Raw genomic sequence first — 19,626 nt, 5'->3', positions numbered from 1 at the left:
ACTACCGGTATCCGGACCCGGACGGCGGGAACGCTGGGTATCCGCCGCTCGACGGCCAGGTCCCGCCTCCCGCGGACGCTCCGCCCGGGGGGTCCCCCCGCAGACCGACGTCCCGCCTCCCGCGGACGCGCCGCGCGGGGACATGCCGCCGCCGGGCGACGACCCGTCCCAGCCGATGCCGCCGGGGGTGTGAGCTTCCTTGGGGTTCGACGGTTTCCTCGTCCCTGACTGGGCGAAGCCCTTCATCGGCTACGCCGTCGGCATGGACTGGCCCGAAGGCGACGAGGACGGCTGTTTCCGGCTCGCCGACGCGTGCGTGGCCACCGCGAAGGGCGTGCTGGAGGCGCGGGGCGTGGCGGTCTACACCGGGCTGGGCGACGACTGGGACGGCGACGCGCTGCGCGAGTTCCTCAAGCACGTCCAGGAGGGGCCCGATCAGCTGCTGGCCGAGCTCATCAAGGAGCTCGTCACGGCCGCCCTCCACTACAACGATCTCGGCGTCCAGGTCCAGTACACCAAACGGATGATCGAGGTCTCGGTCTGGTTCCTGATCCTGCAGCTCATCTGGCTGCTGGCGGCGGCGGCCGGCCCCTGGGGACCGGCCGCCATGGCCGTGGCCGGCTCCCGCATCCAGCTGACCCGGCTGGTCATCGGCCAGCTCGGCAAGCGGCTGCTGATCAACATCGGGCTGTTCGGCGGCCTGATGGGCGGCATGGACTTCGGGGTGCAGGCCACGCAGTCCCGGCGCGACGACATCGACTGGGAGCAGGTCTGGACGTCCGCCGGCACGGGCGCCCTCCTGGGCGCCTTCCTGACGGGCTTCACCGGGATCCTGCCCGCCCGGTCGATGCTCGGGCTGATGGGCCGTTCGGGCCTGGCCAGCATGGCCACGGACGGGATCGCGCAGTACGCCGGCGGGCAGCCGTTCGACCTGGAGAGGCTGCTCAAGAGCTTCACCTCCGGCGTGGTGGGCGGCGCGGACGCGCACTGGGCGAGCTGGAGCCCGGGAGCGCACGTCAAGCCCGACGCCGGCCCGCCGGTGAACTCCGGTGTGAAGTCCGGCGTGGACTCCGGGGTGAAGCCCGGCGCGCACTCCGGTTCGGCCGCCACGCCTCCTCCCGAGTGGATGGGCGGCCTGTACCAGTCCTACGAGTACCAGTCCCACTCGTCGTCGCACTCGTCCTCTTCGTACAACTCCTCGCACGCCTCCTCCCTGGACGACATCTCCTCGTCGTCGTACACCTCCTCGTACTACGGGGACGGTTCGGCGGGGCTTCCTTCCGGGCACTTCCCGGAGAACACCACGCTGGCCGGCGCGGGCGCCAAGCAGGACCCGTCCTTCGGTAGCGGGCACAACTTCGACGCCCTCCTCAACGACGCGCGGACCGGGGATGGGCCAGCCGCCTCCCACGCGGGCGAGGGCGTCCCACCCGCCGGCGCCAAGCCGCAGGGACCGTTCCGGATCCTGGAGAACCCCGGCAAGTCGGGTGACGGTCACGCGAGCGGGGGTCAGTGGGGCAAGTACGGCGCGGCAGGCGTGCTGATCCGGGGCATCGACCAGCACGGCGAGCCGCGCTACCTGCTCACGCGGCAGAGCGAGTTCGGCTCCAGCCCCGGCAAGTGGCAGTTGCCCGGCGGCGCGCTGGGCAGCCTGGAGAGCCCCGCGCACGGAGCCGCCCGGCAGATCAGCGAGGGCCTGGGCGTCAACCAGGTCTACCTGGACAGGCTGCAGCTCAAGGGCGAGCACGCCGTGCACGCAGGGGACAGCGGCTGGGCGTACACCAACCTGGCCGCCGACGGGCCGATGTTCGCGCCGAAGCTCAGCACGTTCGAGACCGGCGGCGCCAAGTGGTTCACGTTGAACGAGCTCACCTCGATGGCGAACGGCGACCAGCTGCACCCCGCCCTGGCCAGGGCCCTGCCGGACGTCCTCGGCCTCTACCACCAGGACGCCGGCCCGGCCGCCGGCCCGCCGAAGGACCACTACACCGCGCCGGACACGGCCGGCCGGATCAAGCCCCCGGTGGACTTCGGCGCGCACTCCGGCGACCTGCCCTCCTCCGCTCTGGCCCACGGCAAGGGCAGCGCGCCGCCCGCGTACTCGGGGCTGGTCGGCGACGGGCCGAACCCGTCGCTGGGGCAGACGATCCGGCGTACCGAATCGGGCCTGTACTACACCGCGCCCGCGCCGCACGTCCCCTTGGACGCGCCCTTCGGCTCCCGCTTGGTCTCGCCCACGTTCGGCCAGGCCGTCTGGTCGGACGTCTCGGCCGGGCTGTCCGAAGCCGAGCGCGCGGCGGGGCAGTCCTACTCCGGCATCGGCTACATCGGGATGAACGATTACCTGCGGAACGGCGACTCGTCCGTCGAGGGCGTGACGGCCGAGGACATCGCCGCGAACAAGGCACGTCTCATCGAACAGATCGAGACGCTCCAGGCGGTGACGAAACGCCGGACGGTCCCCGAGGCGATCGACGTGTTCCGGACGCTGCGGCTGACCCCGAATCTGTTCACCGTGCCCGTCCACGAGCTGCCGGGAACCGTGCAACGCGACCCCGCCTTCTTCTCGACGAACCTCGGCGACAGCAATATCTTCTCCGGGGACGTGCTGCTGCACCTGCGCGTCGCCGAGGGCACCCCCGCCTTCTACCTGGACCTGATCAGCCATCACCGCGAGAACGAGCTGCTCCTCGGCCCCGGCACGTCCTGGTTCGCCGAGGACGTGCAGCGGAAGGACGGCCGATGGCTCGTCTACGGCTGGGTGCTGCCGCCGGAGGCCGACGGATGACGGGACGGATGACGGGACGGATGACGGGACGGATGACGGGAAGGACGAAGAAGTGTCGCTGAAGGACCAGCCCGAGTTCCGGACCCTCCACGCCCCGGACGCCTACCCCCGCACGACGACGTCCGCGGTCCGCTACGTCCCGGTGCTCAAGGACGACACCGTGATCGGCTACCTGTGGGCCGCCGCCACGGACGACGCGGCCCAGTACGTGCCGCGCGAGCAGGCCGGCGACGCCGCCTTCGACGCCGCCGTGGTCTGGACCCGGCGTCTGCGCTGGGCCAAGGCCAACGACGTCACCCCGCTGCGGGCGCTGCGGCACTGGGCGGGCGAGGCCGAGGACGCGCGCGCCGGCCAGGTTCCGGTGCGTCAGCCGTTCGAGCTGCCTTCCCTGCGCGCGCTGGAGGAGTTGGCCGCGGCCGCGTGACGCCCGGCGTCCCGCCGTGCCGCCGCCCGTGGGCTGGGGTCACCGGGTGGGCGCCTCCGCGGGAGCGCCGACGGCCAGGACGCGGCGCGCCAGCGTCACGTAGAAGTCCGTCCCCGTCCGCAGGACGGCGTCGTTGAAGTCGTACTCCCTGCTGTGCAGCGGGTCGCCGCCCCGGCCGGGTTCGGTGCCGTTGCCGAGGAAGGCGAAGCAGGCCGGTACGGCCGCGGCGAGGACGCCGAAGTCCTCGCTCGGCATGACGGGCGCGCAGTCGGGGTCGACGCCGTCCTCGCCGGCGACCGCGACGGCCGCCTCGACCGCCGCGGCGACGCACGCGGGGTCGTTGACGGTGGGGGCGAACTCGTGGGTGTAGGTGACGGCGCACGTCGCGCCGTGGGCGGCGCCGATGCCCTCGCAGAGCCGCCGCACGCGGTCCTCGATCAGCTCGGCGACGGCGGGGTCGAAGCTGCGTGTGTCCCCTCTGATGACGACCTCGCCGGGGATGGCGTTGCGCGCGCCGTCGGTGCTGATGTCGGTGCAGGACACCACGGCGGGCAGCGCGGGGTCGACGTTGCGGGCGACGACCGTCTGCAGGGCCAGGACGATCTCCGCGCCCACCACGATCGGGTCGACCACCATGTGCGGGCGGGCGGCGTGCCCGCCGCGGCCCCGGATGCGGATCTCGAAGTTGTCCTCGCCGGCCATGATGCTCCCGGCTCGGGTCAGGAAGTGGCCGGCGGGGGCGCCGGGCCAGTTGTGCAGGCCGTACATGGCCTGGACCGGGAAGCGGACGAGCAGGTCGTCGTCGAGCATGGCCCGCGCGCCGCGGCCGGGCTCCTCGGCCGGCTGGAAGACGAACCGGACGGTCCCCTCGAAGCCGCCCTCGGCGGCCAGGACGGCGGCGGCGCCGAGCAGCATCGCCATGTGCCCGTCGTGGCCACAGGCGTGCATGAAGCCGGGGTTGCGGGAGACGTGGGCGTGCGTGCCCGGCTCGTCGAGCGGCAGGCAGTCCATGTCGGCCCGCAGCCCGATGGCCCGGCCGGTGCCGCCCCTGGTCAGGGAGGCGACGACGCCGGTGCCGCCGACGCCGGTGACGACGTCGAGGCCGGCCGCCGCCAGCGCCTCGGCCAGGTAGGCGCTCGTCGCGTGCTCGGCGAAGGCCGGCTCGGGCCGCCGGTGCAGGTCGTGCCGCCAGGCGCGCAGCCGGGTGTCGAGGTCGGTCACGAGCGGGTCCTTCCGTGCCGGTGGAGGCACCATGATGGACGCGTCCGGCCGCCCGATCAATGCGGGAAGGGCCGCAGGTGCTCGTCGAGCCAGTGCAGCACCTTGGAGACGAGGCTGACGCGGTTGGCGCGGTTGCGGATCTCGTGGCCTTCGTCCTCGAAGAGCAGCAGGTCGCAGGGCACCCCGCGGGCGCGGGCCGCCCCGAACGCCTGCCGGGCCTCGTGCACCGGCACGTTGGTGTCCTGCGTCCCGTGCACGACCAGCAGCGGCGCGGCCAGCCGGTCGAAGGCGCGCAGCGGGGACAGGGCGTGCAGCAGGTCGCGGTCGGCCTCCGGGTGCCCGTACTCCGACACCGCCGCGGCGGCGATCCACGGTTCGGTACGGGCGTAGAAGGTCGCGAAATCGGCGATGCCGCTCATGTTCACGCCCGCGCGGAACAGGCGGGGATGGGTGACGAGGGCGGCCAGGGTCAGGTAGCCGCCGTACGACCAGCCCATGCAGGCGAGCCTGGACGGGTCCGCCGCGCCCGTCCGCACCAGCTCGGCGGCGCAGTCGGCGACGTCCTCGACGGCCCGGAAGCGCAGCGCCAGGTCGTCGGCCTGGCGGAAGGCCCGCCCGTACCCGCCCGAACCGCGCACGTTGGGCGCGAGCACCCCGATCCCGGCGGCCAGGAGGTTCTGGTAGAGCGGGTTGAAGGTGGGGCGTTCCTGGTCCTCCGGCCCTCCGTGCAGCGACACCACGAACGGCGCGGGCCCATGGACGTGCGCGGGCCGGTAGAGCCACGCGGCCAGCTCCAGCCCGTCGCGGGCCGGGAAGCGCAGCAGCTCGGCGCCGGTCGCGGCCGGCAGCCGCCCGGCCCCGGCGGCGTACCGGTACGTCCCTGTGGTCAGGTCGCACAGCAGCACGTGCGAGGGCTCCTCGGGGCTCTCGGCGGCGAGCACCGCCGTGCCGCCGTCCCAGGCGACGCGGACCGAGGTGACCACGTCGGCGGGTGGCGGCGGAAGCGACCGGACGTGCGCGGCGGGGAGCTCCACGACGTCCAGCGCCGAGCGGCCGTGCTCGTTCCACAGCAGGACGCCGCGGCGGCCGTCGGCGCTGAGCGCGAACCGGTCCAGCTCGGCGTCCGGCCGCTCGGCCAGCACGACGGGATAGGCGTTGCGCCGCACCGCCAGCAGCGCGGCCCGGTCGCGGCCCGCGTCCGACACCAGGTACGCGACCTCGCCGTCGGGCGACAGGGCCCCCTGGTCGGTCGAGCCGGGCAGGCCGGGCAGCAGGTCGCGCTCGCCGCCCGGCGGATGACCGGGGACGGCGTCGGCCGCGTACATCCGGCGCAGGCCGCGCGGCCCGCGCCGGAGCAGCATGCGCGCGTGGTCGCGGCTGACCGCGGCCGGCCACAGCAGCTCGCCCGCGGCGATGACCTGGCGCGCGCCGGTGACGGCGTCGGCCAGCTCGGCCCGGGTCAGGCCGGCGGCGGAGGTCTCGGCCACCAGGACCGACTCGCCCCGGCCGGTCCAGCGCACGAGCGCGGCCGACCCGTGCGGCGGGACGGCGAGCGGCCGCAGCTCGCCGCCGTGCGGGCGCACGGTCCACACCTGCGTGTGCTCGCCGCCGCCCGGCGCCACCAGGACCGCCAGGTGCTCCCCCGTGGGCGCCCAGCTCACGTCCACGACCGGGTGATGGCCGGTGTCGACCGGCCACGCGTCGAGGTCCGCGCCGAGCGGCTGGACCCACACCCGGGGCACGCCGTCCTGGTCGCTGACGAAGGCCACGGCGCTGTTGTCGGGCGCCAGCGCGGGCCGGCGGCAGCTCCAGGCGCGCAGTGCGGCGCCCGACGGCAGGTGCGACAGGTCGCCGAGGATGTCCGGCATCACATCTGGTGGGCCTGGAGCCACAGTTCGAGCAGGCCGATCTGCCAGAGGGTGTTGACGCCGGTCGTCGCCCTGTCGGACTCGGGGTCGGCCAGCAGCCGCCGCACGAACTCCGGCCGGAACAGGCCCCGCGCGCGGGCGGCCCGGCTGGTGAGGGCGTCCCGGACGAGGTCGAGCAGGGCCCCTTCGACGTGCCGGACGGCGGGCACCGGGAAGTAGCCCTTGGGCCGGTCGATGATCTGCGCGGGCAGCAACCGGCGGGCGGCGTCCTTGAGCACGCCCTTGCCGCCGTGGGCCAGCTTGAGCCCGTCGGGGCAGGCGGCGGCCAGCTCGACCAGGTCGTGGTCGAGGAACGGCGTGCGGGCCTCCAGCCCGTGGGCCATGGTCATGTTGTCGACGCGTTTGACCGGGTCGTCGATGAGCATGGCCGTGGTCTCCAGGCGCAGCACGGCGTCGAGCGCGGTGTCGGCGCCGGGACGCGCCACGTGCTCCCGGACGAAGTCGCCGCTGACGTCCCGCTCCAGCAGGTAGCCGGGCGCCAGGACGCCGGACAGCTCGTGGTGCGGGCGGTCGGCGAACTCCCTGAGGTAGACCTCGGCCGCCCGCTCGCGCGGCACGCCCGCCAGCGGCGGGAACCAGCTGTAACCGGCGAACACCTCGTCGGCGCCCTGGCCCGACTGCACGACCTTCACGTGCCGGGCGACCTCCTGCGACAGCAGGTAGAAGGCGACGCAGTCGTGGCTGGCCATCGGCTCGCTCATGGCGCCCACCGCCCGTTCCAGCCCGTCGAGCAGGCGCTCGTCGGGGATCCGGATGCGGTGGTGGTCGGTGCCGAACCGGCCGGCGACCAGGTCGGAGTAGGCGAACTCGTCCCCCTTCTCGCCGCCGGCCGGCTCGAAGCCGATGCTGAACGTGGTCAGGCCGCTCTGCCCCTCCTCGGCCAGCAGCGCCACGATGAGGCTGGAGTCGAGACCGCCGGAGAGCAGCACGCCGACCGGCACGTCGGAGACCATCCGGCGGCGCACCGCCGTGCGCAGGGCGTCCAGGGTGGCCCGGCGCCACTCCTGCTCGCTCAGCCCCGCGTGCTCGGGCAGGGCGGAGCGGGTGTAGGGCGGCTCCCAGTAGCGGTGGTCGGTGCTCGTGCCGTCCGCCTCGACGACCCGGACGGTGGCCGCCGGCAGCTTGCGCGCGCCGGCGAGGATCGTGCGCTCGCCGGGCACGAGCGAGTGGAAGGTCATGTAGTGGTGCAGCGCCACCCGGTCGATGCCGGTGTCCAGGCCCCCGCCCGCGGCCAGCGCGGGCAGGGTCGAGGCGAAGCGCAGGCGGCGGGCGTCGTGGCTGACGTACATGGGCTTGATGCCGAGCCGGTCGCGGCCGAGCACCAGGCGGCCGCTGTCACGCTCGTGGATCGCGAAGGCGAACATGCCCTTGAAGTGGCCGACGCAGTCGGCGCCCCACCGGTGGTACGCCTTGAGCAGCACCTCGGTGTCGGAGGTGGAGTAGAACCGGTAGCCCGCGCCGCGCAACTCCTCGCGCAGCTCGCGATAGTTGTACAGGCAGCCGTTGAACACCACCGCCAGGCCGAGCCCGGCGTCCACCATCGGCTGGGCCGCCTTCTCCGACAGGTCGATGATCTTGAGCCGCCGGTGGCCCATCGCGACGGCCCCCTGCGCCCACAGGCCGGAGCCGTCCGGCCCGCGGTCGTGCATCGCGTCGGTCATCCGGCCCACCGCGCCGATGTCGGCTTCCTCGCCGTCGAACCTGAACTCGCCGCTCAGCCCGCACATGTCGCCACCCCCGCCTCGCGACCGCCGGCCATCAGGCCGCCGGCCGGTACGAAGGGAGGTCGTGGTCCCCCGTCGGCCGGTCCCACTCGCACGTGCGGGTCTCGCTGAGCACCAGGTCGACCACGTCCGCCAGACTGCCCCGCTCGGCGTACGCCGCCCGCTGGCGGGCCGCCGACGTGCCCGTCTGCAGGACCTGCCGGGTCAGCCTCGTCACCAGTTCCCAGTCACCGGCCGCCTCCAGTTGCGGGCGCAGGCTCGTCACCAGGTTCTCGACCACCTCCTTGGCCGGGCGCGGCACGCCCTCCACCGGATCGACCAGGTCACCCTCCAGCCCCCACCGGGCCGCCTGCCAGGTCGCCGCGCGCGCCGCCTCCACCTGCACCTCCGGCCCAGGACCGCGACGCGCCGCGGCCACCTCCCTGGCCACCAGCGCCCGGAACAGCCCGGCGATCAGCACGACGTCCTCCACCCGAGGGCAGGCGTCACAGATCCGCAGCTCCACCGTCGGCACGTGTTGCGAGGGCCGGACGTCGAAATAGAGCATCCCCGCGTCGCTGATCACCCCGGACCGGATCAGGCCCCGCACCATTTCCTGGTACTCGGCCGCCGAGTCGAACTTGCCGATCGGCCCCGTCGTCGGCCACCGCTGCCAGACCAGCGTGCGATAGCTGGCATAACCGGTGTCGGCGCCGTCCCAGAACGGCGAGCTGGCGCTGAGTGCCAGCAACGGCGCCAGCCAGGGCGTCAGCCGGTGCGCCACCGCGACCGCCAGGTCCGGGTCGGGCACCTCCGCGTGCACGTGCGTGCCGCAGATGAGCTGCTCACGGGTCAGCACCTGGAAGTCGCTGAGCATCTTCTCGTAACGCTGGTCGGGGAACACCTTCACCTCGTCGAGGTCGGCGAGCTGCGGCGTGCCGACCGCCGCGATCCCCAGCCCCAGCTCGTCGGCGGTGGAGATCAGCTTGCGCCGCAGGCGGCACACGTCGCGGGCCAGGTCGTCCAGGGCCAGGAACGGCGCGCTGTTGGCCTCGACCATCGACCGCTGCAGCTCGTGCGTGAAGCTCTCCTCGGGCAGCGCGCTCAGCAGCGCCCCCGCCCGCGCGGTCACCCGGCGTGTGGTCGCGTCGACGATGTGGTACTCCTCCTCCACACCGACCCGGATCGCTCCCCCGGACCCCTCCACGGTCACCACTCCCATCACTAGGCACTCGAAGCCACCCCCTTCTCCCCCGAAAACGGGCTTCAGCACCTGTTGACCTCCACAAATGAAGGTCAGGCCGCGAATGCGGCCCGTCGGATGCTCAGTGGGCGGGCCGGTGCGGGTCGGCGTGGATGTGGGTGCGCATGCCCTGGGGGTCGAACAGGATGAGCAGCTCGACGGTGCCGCCGTCGGCGCTGCCCAGCCAGTGGGGCATGGACGTGTCGAACTCGGCCGCCTCGCCGACCGGCAGCGTGAGGTCGCGGTCGCCGAGGACGAGCCGCAGGCGCCCGGTGAGGACGTAGAGCCATTCGAAGCCGTCGTGGGTCTGCGGGGTCGGTTCGAGCGGTCCTGGCCGCGCGGGGATGATCATCTTGAACGCGTGGACCCCGCCCGGCCGCCGGGACAGCGGCACGAAGGTCATCCCGAACCGGGTGATCGGCTTGAGGTGGATCCGGGGGTCGCCGGTGCGCGGGGCGCCGACCAGGTCGTCGAGCGGGACGTCGTAGACGCGGGCCAGCGGGAGCAGCAGCTCCAGCGTCGCCCGGCGCTGACCGCTCTCCAGCCGGGACAGCGTGCTCTCCGAGACGCCGGTCGTGGTCGCGAGCTCGGCGAGGGTGATGCCGCGGTGACGGCGCAGGGCCCGAAGGCGCGGGCCCACCGCGCCCAGCACCTCGTCCATGTCGTCGTGCACGACGGCCATCTTGCCATAACCGCAAGTTTTCGTGCCAGATCGGCGGGCGGCTGGTCGGATTGCTCCCACACCCACGGAAGGAGCACCTATGAGCACGTTCTGGGACGACGTGTACGCCGCCCGTCCCCCGGCGGCCGATCCGCGGCCGAACGTCCGCCTCACCGAGGTGGTCGCGGACCTCCCGCCGGGCGACGCGCTGGACCTGGGATGCGGCGCGGGCGGCGACGCCCTGTGGCTGGCCCGGCGGGGCTGGCGGGTCACCGCCGCCGACGTCTCGGCCGTGGCGGTCGAGCGGCTGGCCGCCCTGGCCCGCGGGCACGGGCTGGCCGACCGGCTCACCCCCGTACGGCATGACCTGGGCACGTCCTTCCCCGCCGGGGAGTTCGACCTGATCTGCGCCCACTACCTGCACACCCCGGGCGACCTGGACCGGGCGAGCGTCCTGCGCGCGGCCGCCCGCGCCGTGCGCCCCGGCGGCCGGTTGCTGGTGGTCGACCACGGCTCGACCGCGCCCTGGTCGTGGAACCAGGACCCCGGCGTACGGCACCCGGGCCCGCGCGAGGTGGCCGCGGACCTCGCGCTGGACGCGGCGGCCTGGACGACCGAGCGCGCCGACGCACCCCGCCGGACCGCCACCGGGCCGGACGGGCGCACCGCCGAGGTCACCGACCACGTCCTCGTGCTCCGCCGCACCGCCTGACCACCACGACACGACCACGAAAGGAGACGACCGTGCGCCGCCGCGACACCCCGCCGCCCCGCACCGGAGGCAGCGAGATCGAGACCCTGCGCGGCTTCCTCGACCACCTGCGCTCCTCGATCGCCGCGAAGGTCGAGGACGCCCCCGAACCGCAGGTGAGGACCGCCGCCGTGCCCTCGGGCACGAACCTGCTCGGCCTGCTCAACCACGTCACCCACGTCGAACGAGCGATCTTCCTCGGCGCGGAGGTCACCGCCTGGCCCGCGACCTTCCACGCCGACCCGGCGGACGGCGTGGCCGAGGTCGTCGCCCGCTACCGGGAGGCGGTCGAGCAGGCGAACGCCGTGCTCGACACCTGCTCCGACCTCGGTGCGCCGGTCCCCCGCCCACGGCCGGGCCGGCCCGCCCCAGCGTGCGCTGGGCGCTCACCCACATGATCGAGGAGACCGGCCGGCACGCGGGCCACGCCGACATCCTCCGCGAACTCATCGACGGCAGCACCGGCCGTTGACGCCGCCACTCTTCTCAGGACGGGACCACATGACCACCGCTCCACGGCCGTCGCCGGGCCGCCTCGCCCGATCCGCGCGCACGGCGGCGACCGTCGCGCTCGCCCTCCTGCTCCCGCTGGCCGCCGCCTGCTCGACGTCGGCCGCCGCTCCCCCGCCCGCCGCCGCCTCCCACACCACGGCCACCCAGGACGACCCGCGGTTCAGCAAGACGTTCCGGCACGAGTTCGCCGAGGTGGACGGCGTGCGCATGCACTACGTGAAGGGCGGGACCGGCACGCCGGTGGTGCTGATCCACGGCTGGCCCCAGACCTGGTACGGCTGGTGGCCGATCATGCCGGACCTGGCCCGGCACCACACCGTCTACGCCGTGGACCTGCCGGGGCTGGGCGACAGCGAAGGCTCGCCCACCGGCTACGACAAGGCCACGCTGGCGCGGTACGTGCACCAGCTGATCGCCGGGCGGCTCGGGATCCGGGACGCCGCCGTCGTCGGCCACGACTTCGGCGCCGCGGTGGCGTTCCAGTACGCGAGCCGGTTCCCCGCCGACACCGCCCGCCTCGGCTACCTGGACCTGCCGCTGCCCGGCCCGGCCGTCGACGCGGCCACCTACCGGTCGCTGAGCTGGCACATCGCCTTCCACTCCCAGCGCCGGGTGCCCGAGGCGGTGGTGGGCGACGACGTCCGCGAGTACCTGGCGCTGTTCTACCCCCAGGTCTCCTACGGCGGAACGGCGTTCGGCGGCACCTCGGAGCGCTCCCCGTTCACCGACGCCGAGATCACCGAGTACGCCCGGACCTACAGCCGGCCGCAGGCCCTGTCGGGCGGCTTCGAGCTCTACCGCACCCTGGACCAGGACGTGCGCGACACGACGGCGGCGCCGCCGGTACGCGTCCCGGCGCTGCTCATGACCGCCCAGGGGCAGCTCGACGCGATCCGGGCCACGGTGTCACCGCGCCTGACCAGGATCGTCCGCGCGGTGGACGTCCCGCGCGCCGGGCACTGGCTCGTCGAGGAGAATCCCGGTTTCGTCACCGCGGAGCTGGAGCGGTTCCTCGACGGCTGACCCGGCCGACGACCAGGACGGCGGGTCCACCCGCGCCAGCTTGGACCAGCCGGACCAGCCTTGCCGGCGCAGCAGCTCGATCAGCCGGCGGGCGGGCGGGACGGCGTCGAACGCCAGGGCGTCCATCAGGCGGACGAACTGCGGCTCCACGTCGAGGTCGTCGACGTACCCCTCACCCTGCTCGCCGGTCAGCCGGGTGAGGCAGGCGGCCAGCTCGCCGGCCAGCTCGGCCAGCCGCGGGTCGTCGGCGGACAGCGTGAGCGCCTTGCCCAGGATGCGGAAGAAGCCGACGAAGTCGGGGTCGGCGAGCTGCTCCCGTTTGCGGGCCATCCATTCCGGCACGCGTCCGGGCGAGTGCGCGGCCAGCAGGATCCAGCCGTCGCGTTCGGCCTGGACGATGTGGTCGTCCACGCCGAGGGCCCGCAGCCGGTCGAGGTAGCCGACCACCTCCGGCGGCAGCGCCAGGCCGTCCCCGGCGGCCAGCCGGGCGATGCGCTCCCGGTGGCGCTGCTGCCGCCGGATCTCGGCGCGCAGCTGCCGGTCGATGTCGGCGAGCGCGGCGGCGAACTCCTCCTCGCCGGCGCGCAGCAGCTCCCGCACCCGCGCGAGCGGCACCCCGGCCTCGGCGAGGGTCCGGATCCTGATCAGCTCGACCACGGCGGCGGCGTCGTACCTGCGGTAGCCGTGGCGGTCGCGCCCGGGCTCCGGCAGCAGCCCCTTGGCGTGGTAGTGCCGCACCGCCCGCACGGTCACCCCCGCGTACGAGGCCAGTTCGCCGATCGTCAGCATGGGTCCAGCCTTCCAGGGGTCGTCAAGAAGCCGCCGTCCGGATGATCCGGGCGATCTCGGGGGCGTGCGTGAAGACCAGCCCGTGGTCGGCGTCGAGCCAGGTCGTGGCGATGCGCGGCTGCCGCCGGACGAGCCGCTCGATCCCGGCCCGCCAGTTCCGGTTGAACCGCGCGGCCGGCTCGCCGCCCTCGCCCGCCATCGAGGTGGACATGATCATGCTGATCGGCCGGTCGATCATGCCGTACCGGGACAGGATCCCGGACCGGACCACGTCGATCTCGACGTTCAGGTCGAGGATCTGCCGCGCGGTGAGCAGCACCTGGCGCGGGGTGCCGCGCCGGCTCAGCTGCTGCGCCGCCAGCTGCTCCCACATCGCGCGGAACTCCGGCAGGACGTCCTCGGTGAGGAACGGCTCGGGCACCGGGTTCGCCCCGTCGATCAGCACGAGCCCGGCGACGCTCCCGGGATGCCCGGCGGCGTGGTGCACGGCCAGGTCGGCCCCCAGCGAGTACCCCACGAGCACGGGGGCCTCGTCGAGGCCGAGCCGGCCCACCCGGGCCATCACGGCGTCCAGGTCGCCGAGGAACGCCTCGAAGGAGTACCGGTCCGCGGCCGGGGTGCGGCCGTGGCCGCGCAGGTCGAAGGTCACCACGTCGTGGTCGCGCCGCAACAGCCCGATCAGCTCGCGCAGGTCGGCCTGGGTCGAGTTCAGCCCGGGGCACAACACCAGCGGGCGTCCCCGTCCGCCGCGGGACAGCGGGATCGCGAGGCCGTCGTGGTGGGCCGTCAGCTCGCCGGACGGCGGGCGGTTCGTACTGGTGGGAGAGGTCATGCCCCCATGCTGGGACATTGACCCTGCGTCAGGGGAAGAGCGCCGGACGCGGCCCGGGGGCGCGAGTTCTCCCGGTTCGGCATGATCCTGCTAACCTGATCGCCGTTTCTGCCGGAGTGCGGGAGCCGAGCCGCTCGGCCTGCGCCGCCATGGAGTCTGGGGCCGACTGACGATGAGCGCGGAAGAGGATTTCCTTCAGGTCGGCGCCGAGCTGGCCGACCTGGGGGTGCAGGTCTCCAGGATGATGGGGAGGCCGGCGCTCAAGGATCAGGCGGGCAAGGTGTTCGCCAGCCTGCAGCGTGACGGCGCGATGGTGTTCCGGCTGGTCAGGGACACCTCTGAGCACGCGGCCGCGCTGGAGCTGGCCGGGGCGTGCCTGTTCGATCCCTCGGGAAAGGGCAGGGTGGTCAAGGACTGGGTGGTCGTGCCGCACTCCTCGGCCGAGAAGTGGACGGATCTGGCCGAGGCCGCCCTCAGCCGGCCCCGCTGACCGGCGGGCGCCCCTACGACGGGTGCGTCCGGCGCCTCGACTCCCAGGCCCAACCGGCCGTGAGCACCAGGACGGACGTGATCACGATCAACGGGATCACCCAGATCCGGTCGCCACGCTCGACGCCGGCCATGGCCAGGAACACGGCGATGCCGTCGAAGGCGAGCGCCACGGCTGCGGCCCCGGCGAGGAACCCCGCGGCTCCTCCGGCGACCGCGACGGTCGTACCGGTGACCGGCGCCAGGAACCGGGCGACCCGGGCGCACAGCAGGCCGGCCAGGCCGGCGTCGACGACGAGGACGGCGGCGAGGGCGGCGCCCCAACGGTGTCCCGTCGCCAGCGAGCTCATGTAATGCCAGGGGTCGCCGGCTTCGACGAGGCCGAGCACCTTCGTGAGACCGAGCACCGCCAGTACGGCGACGGCCGCCGTCATCACCGTGACAGCCCTGCGCTGCCACCCCCGCCGGGGGACCTCGGCGGGCGGCAGGACCTTGGTGCGGTCCCCGGCGTCGACCCGGCCCGGCTGCTGCCCGCCGAGCAGGGCCGGCGCCTCCTCGGCGGTCGGCCGGCCGTGCGGCTCCTTGTCGAGCAGCCGGGTGATGAGCGGCGTGAGCCGGCCGGCCCGACGTGGCGGCGGGGGCTCCTCCAGCAGGACGGCGGTCAGCGTCGCCGGCTGGGTGTCGCGGCGGAACGGCGAGACGCCCTCGACGGCCTGGTAGAGGGTCACGCCGAGGGAGAACAGGTCACCGGCCGGGAGCCCGTCGGCGCCGCGCAGCCGTTCGGGGGCCGTGTACTCGGGTGAGCCGACGAGCATCCCGGCGGTCGTCAGGGCGGTGTCGGCGGTGTGGACGGCGATGCCGAAGTCGGTGAGCAGCACCTTGCCGTCCGTGGCGAGCATGACGTTGGCCGGTTTGACGTCGCGGTGCACGATCCCGGCCCGGTGCGCCGCGCCGAGCGCCGCCAGCAGCCCGGCGGCCAGCTGTGCGACGCGGTCCACCGGCAACGGCCCGTGCGTGTCGAGGTGCTCCTGCAGTGACCGGCCCTCGACCAGCTCCATCACGATCCAGGGCAGCCCGTCCTGGACGACGTCGTGGACGGCGACGACGTTCTCGTGCGCCCGCAGCCGGACGGCGTTGCGCGCCTCGCGCGCGGTGCGCTCCAGCCGCCTGTCCTGCTCCGCCTGCGGCAGGCCGGGCGGCAGCCGCAGTTCCTTGATCGCCACCGCGACGTCCAGGACCTGGTCGTGGGCGCGCCAGACCTGCCCGAACCCGCCGGCGCCAAGAAGGGCGACCAGCCGGTAACGTCCGCCGACCAGGTGACCAGGCTGCGCCGATGTCATGACCATCCGCCCTCTTGCCCTGTATGACGGTGATCACAATAGCCACTGGACGGGGTGGCCGGCGGGTCACCTGACGATCAGAGTTCGCCGGGGTCGAGGCGGGCGCGCAGGGCGCTGGGCGTCTCGGCGAGATGCTTGCGGACCGTCCGGGTCAGGTGCGCGTGGTCGGCGAAGCCGTACATGGTGGCCAGCTCGGCGAGCTGGGCGCCGCCGTCGGCCAGGTGCTCCAGCACGGCCCGCACCCTCAGCTCGTTGCGGTACTCGCTGATCGTGCGCCCGGTGACGTGGCGGAAGATCCGGCCGACATGCTTGGGCGAGGCGCCGACCAGCCGCGCCAGGTCCTCGACTCCGTCGTTGAGATGACCGCAGGAGAGCGCTTCCTGCACGGCGACGGTCATGCGGCGGTGGATCACCCGCGTCGTGGGCGGCATGCCGGGGCCGGGCCGCTCGGTCCGGGGCGGGAGGGCCGCCAGCAGGCTCTGCACCCGTTCACCCACCTCCAGGCGGTCGGCGCCCTTCCTGCAGGCGGACAGCAGCTCGCGATGGCGCAGGTCGAGCAGGGCGGTGATCGCCAGCATCCAGCCCGGGGCGCCCTGGACGCCCGCGACGTGCTCGTCGTAGGCGTCGGGGGTCAACGCGATCCAGGTGTAGCGGATCTCGCCCGCCGACGGATAGGCGAAGCGTTCCTCCAGCCCCTCGCTGGTCACGTAGCCGCCGGCCGCGTCGAGGAAGGAGTCCTGCCCCGACGCGTGCCGGCGGAAGCCGCCCATCCGCATCAGCACCACGGCGTGGCCGACGTCCGGAGCCCACGGCGACCAGCCCTTGACCTGCCCTCCACTGCGCATGTCATGGACGGACACGCCCAAGCCTGGATCCTTGCCGAGCTCCTGTCGCCACATGACATCCAGACTCGCCGCCCGATCGCCCTCACCGGCGTCGAGATCATCGCGATTCGGCAACACCTGGGCCGGTCGCGCGATCGCCTGCGGAGCGCGACGCCGGCGGTGGGGCTCCGGCGGCGGACGACCGGCGTCAGCGAATCGGCTGGATCAGCTGGGTGCGCCAGGTCTCGGGGGCCGGCCAGCTCGCCGGATCGGGCTGCGTGTCGAGGTCGAACCAGTGGTAGATCTCCCACGCCCCGCCGTCGGGCTCGCGGTCGTGCTCCTTCAGCCATGCGTCCAGCAGGGCGTAGGTCTCGCCCAGACTGTCGTGCGATCCGAGGTGCCAGGTGGCGACGGCCGTGCCGCCCGGCAGTTCGGCGGCGGCGACACGTCCCGCGCTGACCGGACGTCCGGCCACGGGCACGCCGACCTCCACGTCCGTCTCGCCGTCGGTGAAGGTGTGGTACCTGACGAAAGGCTGTCCATCCACTCTCACGCCGGACTCCTGGGTGTACTTCCACAGTTCCGCGAACCCCTCACCCTGAGCCTCCGCCAGGCGGGCGATCGCGACCGTCGTCCTGATGCTCACCGTGGTCCGGGGACCGCGGTGGAGGATCTCGAACGTGGGCCCGTGCGGCTGTTGCGTCATCGTCGTCCTTTCCTGGCCGGCTGGTCGCGTCTCATCCTGTCCGAACCGGTCGGGGCGAGGCTTGAACATCGGTGCGCGACTAGTTTCCGTATACTGTACGGTACGTTGTACGACTTGGGGAGGAGCAGCATGTACCAGCCGAGCGCCGAGGAATTGAAGAACATCGACGACTGGTTCGCCGCCTACGACGCGCTGGCCGAGGAGGGCGCGATCGAGCGGCTCGCCGACCTGGCGGTCTTCCCGATGAACGTGGCCACCGACGTGCCCGACGGCCACGCGAGCGTCCGCCAGTGGACGCGGGCCGAGTACGTCGAGGGCATGAAGCAGGCCATGGGCGGCGGCACCGCCGGGCTCGACCTGCGCTCGACGCGCACCCCGCGCTTCGTCAGCCGGAACCTGGTGGTCGTGGAGACCGAGGCGACGATGACGATCGAGGGCGAGGAGCACCGCATGCACTACGCCGACCTGCTGGTGCGCACCGAGGACGGGTGGGCGTTCCAGACCATGGTCCAGGGCGGCTGGGGGCACGGCTGGCCGTCCGCCAGGCGCGGCTGACCCCGCCGTCCCCGGTCAGGGTGCGGCTCCGGCGGCCTGACCGGGCGCTACCGGACGCCGCCGCGGGTCATCCTCGCGGCGGCGTCGCGGAGCACCCCGGGGGCCAGCCGGCGATGGATCGCCGACAGGGGCGGCCACACGACGCGCCCGAGGCGCCGGTCGTAGCGCAGGAGGGTGGTCAGCGACACCCGGCCGTCCGCCGCCCGTACGACGAGGTTGGCGGTCAGGAACCAGGACGCGGTCTCCAGCCGGATCCAGTCGTCACCACGTGCCGTGATCCGCCACCCGGCCACGGTGGCGGGCGATCGGCCGGGGACGAGCCGGAGCCCCAGGAGACCCCGCCAGATGAACTGTTCCGCCGCGCTGGGCACGTCGCCGAACATCGCCCGCGCCCACCGCTCCGCCGTCGCCCCGGCATCCGCGGCGTCCGTGGCGAGGGCGTCCGTGGCGAGGGCGAAGTGGTCGGCGTAGTCAATGACGGGCAAGGAGCTCAGCGCGCGGGCGGACGGCGGGAGGTCGCCCGTCCCGACGGCGGACTCCAGGACGCCCGTGCCGCGCTCCCGCCAGGCGCGCTCCAGCCGCCGGACGAAGGCCGGCAGGACGAGGGTCCGCCGGAACGGCGTGATGGCGGCCATGTAGCACCGTCCCAGCAGGCCGTTGGGGCGCACGAGGACCGCCATGCGGAGCTCGCGCCCGCCGCCGGCGGCCGGCGCCCACGCCAGGTGCATCACCGCGTGCACGGTGCGGTTCGCCAGCTCCAGCGCGCATTCGTCGTCCAGCGCGTAGACCGGGGAGAAGGGCGCCAGGCCGGCGTCGGAGCCGCGCGGGGCCCGGCGCAGGTCGGCGGGCAGGCGGTCGCACAACGACGGGACGCGCCTTCCGACGCCCGCCGACGGCCTGTCCCAGCCGAGCAGGGCGCCCAGCTTCCAGCGCGCCGCGAGCAGCAGCCGCAGCGGCAAGGGACCGCCGCTGGAGTCGCGCAGCGCGGCGAGCACGGCGGAGAAGTCCTCCCGTCCGGCGCCGGGGGTGCGGATCAGCCAGACGTCCTCCAGCTCGAAACCCGCGGCGATGTCGTGGATGCGCCAGGGCCGGCCGGTGTGGGCGGCGTTCGCCAGCCTCATGATCCCTCCAGATCTATACGCTGCCGTATATACTGAGGTTAACCACGGTTATACGGTGGCGTATATATGTATTCCGAGTGAGGTGGCACACACTGTGGGCGCGGTCCGTACGACACGTGAGGGGTGGATCGAGGAGGGGTTGCGGGCGCTGGCCGCCGGCGGCCCCGACGCGGTGCGCGTGGAGGCGCTGGCCAAGCGGCTCGGCGTCACCAAGGGCGGGTTCTATGGATACTTCGCCGACCGGGAGGCGCTGCTCAATGCGATGCTGGACACCTGGGAGCGGGAGAGCACCGACGAGGTGATCGAGCGCGTCGAACGCGAGGGCGGCGACCCGAAGACCAAGATCAGGCGCGCGGGCGTGCTCACCTTCTCCGACGACCGCCTGCTGCCCATCGACCTCGCCGTCCGCAACTGGGCCAGGCGCGACGAGGCGGTCGCCGAACGCCTGCGGCGGGTGGACAACCGGCGCATGGCGCTGCTGCGCGAGATGATCGGCAGCTTCTGCTCCGACCCCGAGGAGGTCGAGGCACGCAGCCTGCTCGCCTTCTGCGTGGCGATCGGCGAACACTTCCTGGCCGCCGACCACGGTGGCCGCACCCGGGCGCAGGTGCTCGCCCGGGCGGCCGGTCTGCTGCTCGACAAGGCGGGAGACTAGCCAGGCCCCGCGGACGTGCGCTCGGCCACGGCAAAGGGCCGAATCTCTGCGCACCTTGTG

General features: G+C 73.6%; 20 protein-coding genes. 9 read left to right on the top strand and 11 right to left on the bottom strand.

Annotated elements, in window-relative coordinates:
* Positions 1–199: 199 nt before the first annotated feature.
* Both ACNF49_RS27950 and ACNF49_RS27945 read left to right on the top strand, forming a co-directional pair.
* Entirely contained in the window at positions 200–2,788 is a 2,589-nt protein-coding gene (locus ACNF49_RS27950; RefSeq protein ID WP_498703111.1) for an ADP-ribosyltransferase, read from the top strand.
* A 52-nt stretch (positions 2,789–2,840) separates the two neighbouring features.
* Positions 2,841–3,212 (top strand): hypothetical protein, encoded by a 372-nt coding sequence (locus ACNF49_RS27945; RefSeq protein WP_357977808.1) that lies wholly within the window; start codon positions 2,841–2,843, stop codon positions 3,210–3,212.
* 39 nt (positions 3,213–3,251) lie between these two features.
* Here ACNF49_RS27945 and ACNF49_RS27940 read toward each other — a convergent pair whose 3' ends face one another.
* The 5 genes from ACNF49_RS27940 to ACNF49_RS27920 form a co-directional block, all read right to left on the bottom strand.
* The gene (locus ACNF49_RS27940; RefSeq protein WP_482939286.1) at positions 3,252–4,433 is read right to left on the bottom strand and encodes an amidohydrolase; all 1,182 of its coding nucleotides are present in this window, start codon (positions 4,431–4,433) and stop codon (positions 3,252–3,254) included.
* A gap of 56 nt (positions 4,434–4,489) precedes the next feature.
* Positions 4,490–6,301 (bottom strand): S9 family peptidase, encoded by a 1,812-nt coding sequence (locus ACNF49_RS27935; RefSeq protein ID WP_357977804.1) that lies wholly within the window; start codon positions 6,299–6,301, stop codon positions 4,490–4,492.
* Positions 6,301–8,088: an N-acetylglutaminylglutamine amidotransferase gene (locus ACNF49_RS27930; RefSeq protein ID WP_482939285.1), complete on the bottom strand. Its 1,788-nt coding sequence runs from the start codon at positions 8,086–8,088 to the stop codon at positions 6,301–6,303. Before ACNF49_RS27930 ends, ACNF49_RS27935 begins: the two co-directional genes overlap by 1 nt.
* 31 nt (positions 8,089–8,119) lie before the next feature.
* Positions 8,120–9,286, bottom strand: coding sequence for a carboxylate-amine ligase (locus ACNF49_RS27925; protein ID WP_482939284.1), 1,167 nt, complete (start codon positions 9,284–9,286; stop codon positions 8,120–8,122).
* A gap of 103 nt (positions 9,287–9,389) precedes the next feature.
* Positions 9,390–9,968 (bottom strand): helix-turn-helix domain-containing protein, encoded by a 579-nt coding sequence (locus tag ACNF49_RS27920; protein ID WP_482945596.1) that lies wholly within the window; start codon positions 9,966–9,968, stop codon positions 9,390–9,392.
* Positions 9,969–10,068: 100 nt separating this feature from the next.
* Between ACNF49_RS27920 and ACNF49_RS27915 the strand changes: the two genes are divergently transcribed.
* The 4 genes from ACNF49_RS27915 to ACNF49_RS27900 are packed head-to-tail and all read left to right on the top strand — an operon-like array spanning position 10,069 to position 12,255.
* Complete coding sequence (locus ACNF49_RS27915; protein WP_357977795.1) at positions 10,069–10,680, top strand: class I SAM-dependent methyltransferase; 612 nt, start codon at positions 10,069–10,071, stop codon at positions 10,678–10,680.
* Positions 10,681–10,712: 32 nt separating this feature from the next.
* On the top strand, positions 10,713–11,117 hold the full coding sequence (locus tag ACNF49_RS27910) for a mycothiol transferase (protein WP_482939283.1): 405 nt from the start codon (positions 10,713–10,715) through the stop codon (positions 11,115–11,117).
* Positions 11,114–11,191, top strand: a complete 78-nt coding sequence (locus tag ACNF49_RS27905; protein ID WP_482945595.1) for a mycothiol transferase — start codon at positions 11,114–11,116, stop codon at positions 11,189–11,191. The genes ACNF49_RS27910 and ACNF49_RS27905 overlap by 4 nt, the downstream gene beginning before the upstream one ends.
* Before the next feature lie 29 nt (positions 11,192–11,220).
* Positions 11,221–12,255, top strand: a complete 1,035-nt coding sequence (locus ACNF49_RS27900) for an alpha/beta fold hydrolase (RefSeq protein ID WP_482939282.1) — start codon at positions 11,221–11,223, stop codon at positions 12,253–12,255.
* Here the strand turns inward: ACNF49_RS27900 and ACNF49_RS27895 are convergent.
* Positions 12,139–13,044 carry a MerR family transcriptional regulator gene (locus ACNF49_RS27895; protein ID WP_482939281.1) on the bottom strand — a complete coding sequence of 302 codons (906 nt, stop codon included), beginning with the start codon at positions 13,042–13,044 and terminating at the stop codon, positions 12,139–12,141. The genes ACNF49_RS27900 and ACNF49_RS27895 overlap by 117 nt on opposite strands.
* 22 nt (positions 13,045–13,066) lie before the next feature.
* A complete protein-coding gene (locus tag ACNF49_RS27890; RefSeq protein ID WP_357977784.1) occupies positions 13,067–13,876 on the bottom strand; it encodes an alpha/beta fold hydrolase in 810 nt (269 codons plus the stop codon).
* A gap of 172 nt (positions 13,877–14,048) precedes the next feature.
* Here ACNF49_RS27890 and ACNF49_RS27885 point away from each other — a divergent pair, with 172 nt between their 5' ends.
* Positions 14,049–14,366, top strand: coding sequence for a hypothetical protein (locus ACNF49_RS27885; RefSeq protein ID WP_357977782.1), 318 nt, complete (start codon positions 14,049–14,051; stop codon positions 14,364–14,366).
* 13 nt (positions 14,367–14,379) lie between these two features.
* Here the strand turns inward: ACNF49_RS27885 and ACNF49_RS27880 are convergent, their stop codons facing one another.
* From ACNF49_RS27880 to ACNF49_RS27870, 3 genes are all read right to left on the bottom strand, one after another.
* Positions 14,380–15,705, bottom strand: a complete 1,326-nt coding sequence (locus ACNF49_RS27880) for a serine/threonine-protein kinase (RefSeq protein WP_482939280.1) — start codon at positions 15,703–15,705, stop codon at positions 14,380–14,382.
* A gap of 77 nt (positions 15,706–15,782) precedes the next feature.
* Positions 15,783–16,565 carry a helix-turn-helix transcriptional regulator gene (locus tag ACNF49_RS27875; protein ID WP_482939279.1) on the bottom strand — a complete coding sequence of 261 codons (783 nt, stop codon included), beginning with the start codon at positions 16,563–16,565 and terminating at the stop codon, positions 15,783–15,785.
* A gap of 172 nt (positions 16,566–16,737) precedes the next feature.
* Entirely contained in the window at positions 16,738–17,235 is a 498-nt protein-coding gene (locus ACNF49_RS27870) for a GyrI-like domain-containing protein (RefSeq protein ID WP_357977774.1), read from the bottom strand.
* Positions 17,236–17,364: 129 nt separating this feature from the next.
* On the opposite strand from ACNF49_RS27870, the gene ACNF49_RS27865 reads away from it, so the two are divergent.
* Positions 17,365–17,790 carry a nuclear transport factor 2 family protein gene (locus tag ACNF49_RS27865; RefSeq protein ID WP_357977770.1) on the top strand — a complete coding sequence of 142 codons (426 nt, stop codon included), beginning with the start codon at positions 17,365–17,367 and terminating at the stop codon, positions 17,788–17,790.
* A gap of 47 nt (positions 17,791–17,837) precedes the next feature.
* Here the strand turns inward: ACNF49_RS27865 and ACNF49_RS27860 are convergent, their stop codons facing one another.
* Positions 17,838–18,911: a DUF2867 domain-containing protein gene (locus ACNF49_RS27860; RefSeq protein ID WP_482939278.1), complete on the bottom strand. Its 1,074-nt coding sequence runs from the start codon at positions 18,909–18,911 to the stop codon at positions 17,838–17,840.
* A gap of 82 nt (positions 18,912–18,993) precedes the next feature.
* Here ACNF49_RS27860 and ACNF49_RS27855 point away from each other — a divergent pair, with 82 nt between their 5' ends.
* Positions 18,994–19,566 (top strand): TetR/AcrR family transcriptional regulator, encoded by a 573-nt coding sequence (locus tag ACNF49_RS27855; RefSeq protein WP_482939277.1) that lies wholly within the window; start codon positions 18,994–18,996, stop codon positions 19,564–19,566.
* Positions 19,567–19,626 lie beyond the last annotated feature (60 nt).

The organism is Actinomadura sp. ATCC 39365, assembly GCF_054392275.1.
The sequence above is the reverse complement of the archived record's forward strand: the minus strand, read 5'-3'. Positions and strand labels throughout refer to the sequence as shown.

Excerpts from the sequence above, each read along its gene's own strand:
- ACNF49_RS27880 (WP_482939280.1), bottom strand. The coding sequence starts at position 15,705 with ATGACATCGGCGCAGCCTGGTCACCTGGTCGGCGGACGTTACCGGCTG.
- ACNF49_RS27860 (WP_482939278.1), bottom strand. The coding sequence starts at position 18,911 with ATGAGGCTGGCGAACGCCGCCCACACCGGCCGGCCCTGGCGCATCCAC.
- ACNF49_RS27895 (WP_482939281.1), bottom strand. The coding sequence starts at position 13,044 with ATGCTGACGATCGGCGAACTGGCCTCGTACGCGGGGGTGACCGTGCGG.
- ACNF49_RS27885 (WP_357977782.1), top strand. The coding sequence starts at position 14,049 with ATGAGCGCGGAAGAGGATTTCCTTCAGGTCGGCGCCGAGCTGGCCGAC.
- ACNF49_RS27900 (WP_482939282.1), top strand. The coding sequence starts at position 11,221 with ATGACCACCGCTCCACGGCCGTCGCCGGGCCGCCTCGCCCGATCCGCG.
- ACNF49_RS27865 (WP_357977770.1), top strand. The coding sequence starts at position 17,365 with ATGTACCAGCCGAGCGCCGAGGAATTGAAGAACATCGACGACTGGTTC.
- ACNF49_RS27890 (WP_357977784.1), bottom strand. The coding sequence starts at position 13,876 with ATGACCTCTCCCACCAGTACGAACCGCCCGCCGTCCGGCGAGCTGACG.
- ACNF49_RS27935 (WP_357977804.1), bottom strand. The coding sequence starts at position 6,301 with ATGCCGGACATCCTCGGCGACCTGTCGCACCTGCCGTCGGGCGCCGCA.
- ACNF49_RS27870 (WP_357977774.1), bottom strand. The coding sequence starts at position 17,235 with ATGACGCAACAGCCGCACGGGCCCACGTTCGAGATCCTCCACCGCGGT.
- ACNF49_RS27920 (WP_482945596.1), bottom strand. The coding sequence starts at position 9,968 with ATGGACGAGGTGCTGGGCGCGGTGGGCCCGCGCCTTCGGGCCCTGCGC.
- ACNF49_RS27925 (WP_482939284.1), bottom strand. The coding sequence starts at position 9,286 with ATGGGAGTGGTGACCGTGGAGGGGTCCGGGGGAGCGATCCGGGTCGGT.
- ACNF49_RS27930 (WP_482939285.1), bottom strand. The coding sequence starts at position 8,088 with ATGTGCGGGCTGAGCGGCGAGTTCAGGTTCGACGGCGAGGAAGCCGAC.
- ACNF49_RS27915 (WP_357977795.1), top strand. The coding sequence starts at position 10,069 with ATGAGCACGTTCTGGGACGACGTGTACGCCGCCCGTCCCCCGGCGGCC.
- ACNF49_RS27905 (WP_482945595.1), top strand. The coding sequence starts at position 11,114 with ATGATCGAGGAGACCGGCCGGCACGCGGGCCACGCCGACATCCTCCGC.